Annotated in this window: 6 protein-coding genes; all 6 read left to right on the top strand. The window is 62.2% G+C overall.

Features of this window, described 5'->3' with window-relative positions; translation table 11 throughout:
• Positions 1-134: 134 nt before the first annotated feature.
• On the top strand, positions 135-1625 hold the full coding sequence (locus ACILRN_RS15665) for an ATP-binding protein (RefSeq protein ID WP_395689869.1): 1491 nt from the start codon (positions 135-137) through the stop codon (positions 1623-1625).
• A gap of 116 nt (positions 1626-1741) precedes the next feature.
• Entirely contained in the window at positions 1742-2299 is a 558-nt protein-coding gene (gene infC, locus ACILRN_RS15660) for a translation initiation factor IF-3 (RefSeq protein ID WP_395689867.1), read from the top strand.
• A 204-nt stretch (positions 2300-2503) separates the two neighbouring features.
• Complete coding sequence (locus tag ACILRN_RS15655; protein WP_395689864.1) at positions 2504-3169, top strand: response regulator; 666 nt, start codon at positions 2504-2506, stop codon at positions 3167-3169.
• Positions 3166-4464, top strand: a complete 1299-nt coding sequence (locus ACILRN_RS15650) for a sensor histidine kinase (RefSeq protein ID WP_395689862.1) — start codon at positions 3166-3168, stop codon at positions 4462-4464. Before ACILRN_RS15655 ends, ACILRN_RS15650 begins: the two co-directional genes overlap by 4 nt.
• Positions 4465-4570: 106 nt before the next feature.
• Positions 4571-4774: a 50S ribosomal protein L35 gene (gene rpmI / locus ACILRN_RS15645; RefSeq protein ID WP_336904220.1), complete on the top strand. Its 204-nt coding sequence runs from the start codon at positions 4571-4573 to the stop codon at positions 4772-4774.
• Between the two features lie 17 nt (positions 4775-4791).
• Positions 4792-5023: 50S ribosomal protein L20 (gene rplT / locus ACILRN_RS15640; protein ID WP_395689860.1), on the top strand; the 232-nt coding region annotated here is incomplete at its 3' end.

Raw genomic sequence — 5023 nt, 5'->3', positions numbered from 1 at the left:
GCCATGATCTCACCCGTGCTGCCCTACCCCACGCGAGGCGAAGCGGGCAGGCGCGCCGCGCTGGAATATTTTTCCGCACTTGCATCCAACCCGCTGCTGCGGGCCGTAATACGGGTGGTTAAATTCATGAGCCCATGACGCACACCACGCCAGCACAGACACAGGATGGCCCACGGCTGTTGCGCGGCCTGTCGGCCAAGCTTCTGGCAATGACGGTGGTGTTCGTCATGCTGGGCGAGGTGCTGATCTTCCTGCCATCCATAGCCAACTTCCGGATCCAGTGGCTCAAGGCCCGGGTGGCACAGGCAGAGATCGCGGCGCTTGCCACCGAGGCTGCTGACGGGCGGGGGCTGCCTGCCGCGCTGCGCACGGAAATCCTCGATGGCGCAGGTGTGCTGGCCATCGCCCTGATGCGTGATGACAAGAGACTGTCTTTGACGCGCGGGGAGACGAGCCAGCTTCCGGCCATCAGCCACGATCTTCGCGACATCGGCTGGCTTCCGGCCATCGCCGATGCCTTCGGAGTGATGTTGAGCGGAGGCGACCGCGTCATCGCGGTGGTCGACGCACCACCCAACATGCCAGGCGGCATCATCGAGGTGGTGCTGCATGAGAAGAGCCTGCAACAGGCCATGCTGCGCTTTGGCATCAACATCCTGATCCTGTCGGTTATCCTGTCTGCGATCGTGGCCGGGCTGGTCTATGCCACCCTGAACCTGATGTTGCTTCGGCCGATCAAGCAGATCATACGCAACATGGTGTCGTTCCGAACCAATCCGGAAGATCGTTCCCGAATCATCACGCCCTCTGCACGCCAGGACGAGATCGGTATGGCAGCCCGTGAGCTGCATGCCATGCAATCGGAGTTGGCCACCATGCTGCAGCAGAAAAGCCGGCTGGCCGCTCTGGGGCTCGCTGCAGCGAAGGTCAACCACGATCTGCGCAACATGCTGTCTTCGGCCCAGCTGATCTCGGACCGCCTTGCTCTGGCCGAAGACGCGACCGTCAAGCGCTTCGCGCCAAAGCTGATTGCCAGCCTCGACCGCGCAATTGCCCTCCTGAGCGAGACATTGCGCTTCGGGCGCGCCGAGGAGCCGCCGCCTCAGCGCGAAATCCTTGAGCTGAGACCGTTGGTGGATGACCTGATTGAGGCCGAGGTACTGCATGCCTCGCCGCGCATCCTGCTGTTCAACGACGTGCCGGCAGGATTGATGATCGATGCCGGACGCGACCAGCTCCTCCGGATACTCAACAATGTTCTGCGCAACGCGGTGCAGGCGCTTGAGACGGCAATCGATGATGGTGACGGCAAGCTCGAGGGTCATGTCAGGGTATCGGCCCGCCGCGAGAGCAGTGTGGTGACGATCGAGATCGCGGATGACGGCCCCGGCATTCCCGAGCAGCTGAAGCCCCGGCTGTTCGAGGCGTTTCAGAGCGCCGCAAAACAGGGAGGTGTCGGCCTGGGGTTGGCCATTGCCGCCGAACTGCTCCGCGCCCATGGCGGCGAAATCCGTCTGCGCGACACAGGCCCGTCGGGAACAGTGTTTCAGATCCGGATTCCCGACCGCCTCGTCAGCCTGCGCGAGGGCAGGCGTGGGGCTCGCAAGGCAGCCGCAAGCGGCTGAAGGCGCCGCATGAGCGCTTGACGCGGGCAGTCCTTTCAATGTCTAAAGCAGACGTCACCGCAACCACCGGGCGACGTGCGCCACAGCACCGCCCCACTACAGGAGCAGAAGCAGACTTGAGCATTCCACCCAGGAGGCCGATAAGCCGCGGAGCCGCCCCCCCGCAAAAGGAAGAAGGACACAGGATCAACCACCGCATCGAGGCCCGTGATGTCCGCCTCATTGGCGCAGAAGGCGAGAATGTCGGTGTCGTGCCGATCCGTCAGGCGCTGATGATGGCCGAAGAGGCCAATCTCGACCTCGTCGAGATTTCACCTGATGCCAAGCCTCCCGTCTGCAAGATCCTCGACTACGGGAAATTCAAGTTCCAGGAACAGAAAAAGGCCGCAGAGGCCCGCAAGAAGCAGAAGGTCATCGAGATCAAGGAGATCAAGATGCGCCCGATGATCGACGATCACGACTATGATGTGAAGATGAGAGCCATCAGGCGCTTCTTCGAGGAAGGCGACAAGGTCAAGATCACGCTCAGGTTCCGCGGCCGCGAGATGGCCCACCAGGAACTGGGCCAGCAGCTTCTTGACCGTGTCCGCAAGGACACCGGCGAAATCGCCAAGGTGGAATCAGAGCCCCGCTTCGAGGGCCGCCAGATCGTCATGGTTCTGGCGCCGCGCTGAACTCCATCGTTCTGCTGCGAAGCCGTTCAGGCGCCCCGGTCGGGGCGCCTTTTTTTGGTAATGCCTTGATCAACAGAGATATCTGGCATTCTGTCATATTTCGCTATAAGATTGCGAAATGACTGCCGTCAGGTCTTCGCTTTTTCAGCCGGGTTACCAGTCCGGCGCCGCGCCCGCGGCTTCCCGCACCGTCATGCAACGCCGATGCGTATTCTGATCGTTGAGGATGAGACGCTGATCGCCCGTGACCTTGCCGCAGCCCTGACTGCGGCGGGCTATGTCGCCGAAGTTGAAGCGGACGGCGAGGAAGCCTGGTTCAAGGGCAGCACCGAAGCCTATGCAGCGATCATTCTTGACCTTGGCCTGCCCGCAGTCGATGGGCTCACCATTCTCAAGCGCTGGCGTCAGGAGGGTGTTTCGACGCCCGTCCTGATCCTGACCGCACGCGGATCATGGGTCGAGCGGGTTGATGGCATCGATGCAGGCGCAGACGACTATCTCGCCAAGCCATTTCGCATCGAAGAGGTGCTCGCCCGCCTGCGCGCCCTTCTGCGCCGGGCCTCGGGCCGCGCCGAACCGCAGATCACCGTCGGCTCCGTCACCCTTGACCCGCGCACCCGCGAGGTCACGGTGAATGGTACACCGAGCAGCCTTACCCCGCTTGAATTCCGGCTTCTGAACTATCTCTTTCACAACCGCGGCCGGGCTGTATCCCAGCTGGAGCTGAGCGATGCGCTCTACTCCCACGATCACGAGCGTGATTCCAATGCAATCGAGGCCCTTGTCGGACGCGTGCGCCGCAAGCTCAAGGCTGATGTGATCGAAACCAGGCGCGGCTTCGGCTACATCGTGAACATTCAGCCGAAATGAAAACGGGCTCACTGCGCGTACGCCTGATTGCCTCCGGAGCAATCTGGATCATCATCACCTTGTTCCTCACCGGCTTTGCGCTGATGCGGCTGTTTGAGGCGCAAACCCGGGACCGGGTGATCAACACGCTCGAGAATGACATGGCACAGCTCGTTGGCCGCGTTGAGATCCGACACGACGGGCAGCTCCGGGTTGCACTTCCACTCTCGGATCCGCGCTATCTGCAACAGGGTGGCCGGCGTTACTGGCAGATCATCAATACGTCGGTTCCGCAAACGAGGCCTGCCGCCAGGCTGACATCTCCCTCAGCCCGGGCCATTGACCTCGCGGCGGCCGTTCAACCAGGCGGTGAGAACGAGCCGCTGATCGCGGTGAGCCGTGATATTGTGTTGTCCGGCTCGAAACTGTCGTTTCTCGTGGCGACAGGTCCTGAAGAGGTGACACAGCCACTGGCTGACCTGCAGAGCAAGGTCCATCTTGCCATGCTGATCATCGGCGGCATCCTGATCACAAGCGCCTGGCTGCAGGTGACGGTAGGACTGAGCCCGCTGAACCAGTTGCGCGCCCAGCTTGCCAGCATCCGCCAGGGCCTCGCCCAGCGCATGACGGGAAACTATCCCGATGAGGTTGCCCCGCTGGTGGCGGAGTTCAATGATGTGCTTGACCAGCGCGATGCATCCATGGAGCGCGCGAGGCGGCGAGCCGGTGATCTGGCCCATGGCCTGAAGACGCCTCTCACAGTGCTGTCCTCCGTGGCCAGACAACTGCGACGCATGGGGCATGAGGCGCCAGCCGATGACATCGACGAACAGGCAGAGGCCATGCTGCGCCATGTCGAACAGGCGCTCGTGCGCGCGAGGCTTTCCAGCGGCAAGGGCCACGCCGCAAGCCCGCTCGCAGCCACAGTGGTCAAGGTCAGCACCGCCATCGCGCGATTGCCGGGTGCGGAGACGCTGAGCTTCGAGATTGACGTTCCCGCGACCGCAAACGTGCCGATCGAGCAGAGCGACCTGACTGAGCTTCTTGGCAACCTCCTCGACAACGCCAGGAAATGGGCACGTCGCAACATCCGGGTCCACTACGAGGAGCCGCTCCTCACGGTTGAGGACGACGGGCCGGGTGTCGCCGACGAGGATATTCCCTTCATCAGCGAACGCGGCCGCCGCCTGGACGAGAGCAAACAGGGCTCGGGTCTGGGCCTGTCGATCGTCGCCGATATCGCCGATATCTACGGATTATCCATCGGCTACGGACGCTCCGCGCTGGGCGGTCTCAAGGTCGAAATCCGCCTCTGACTTGCATTTACAGGGCTTTTTTGCTTTACCAGCCCTCGTTCAAGCCGCCTGGCCTGTAAAGGGCATGCCATGGCGGCTTTCTAACGCTTTGAAAGGAATAAGCAAAATGCCCAAGATGAAAACCAAGTCCTCGGCCAAGAAGAGGTTCAAGGTCACCGCGTCCGGCAAGATCAAGGCCGGCCAGGCCGGCAAGCGCCACGGCATGATCAAGCGCACAAACAAGCAGATCCGCAACCAGCGCGGCACGATGGTTCTGGCGCCGGGCGACGAACGCCTGGTCAAGATCCACATGCCCTATCTCGCCAAGTAAGCCGGAGGACCTGACCCATGCCACGTTCAAAGGGCGGCACCGTCGCCCGCAAGTCACACAAGAAGGTGCTCAAGCAGGCCAAGGGCTATTTCTCCCGCCGCAAGAACATCTTCCGCGTCGCTGTGCAGGCCGTCGAGAAGGCCGAGCAATATGCCTACCGCGACCGCCGCACCAAGAAGCGCAACTTCCGCGCTTTGTGGATTCAGCGCATCAACGCCGCGACGCGCGACCTCGGCCTCACCTATGGCC

The organism is Aestuariivirga sp. (genome assembly GCF_044238155.1).
In the GTDB taxonomy this organism is placed as follows: Bacteria; Pseudomonadota; Alphaproteobacteria; order Rhizobiales; family Aestuariivirgaceae; genus Aestuariivirga.
Note: the sequence above shows the minus strand (reverse complement) of the source record. Positions and strands in the feature narration are given on the sequence as shown.

What these genes read in the sequence shown, in the direction of transcription:
- ACILRN_RS15665 (WP_395689869.1), top strand. Translation starts at nt 135, where the DNA reads ATGACGCACACCACGCCAGCACAGACACAGGATGGCCCACGGCTGTTG.
- ACILRN_RS15655 (WP_395689864.1), top strand. Translation starts at nt 2,504, where the DNA reads ATGCGTATTCTGATCGTTGAGGATGAGACGCTGATCGCCCGTGACCTT.
- ACILRN_RS15650 (WP_395689862.1), top strand. Translation starts at nt 3,166, where the DNA reads ATGAAAACGGGCTCACTGCGCGTACGCCTGATTGCCTCCGGAGCAATC.
- rpmI (WP_336904220.1), top strand. Translation starts at nt 4,571, where the DNA reads ATGCCCAAGATGAAAACCAAGTCCTCGGCCAAGAAGAGGTTCAAGGTC.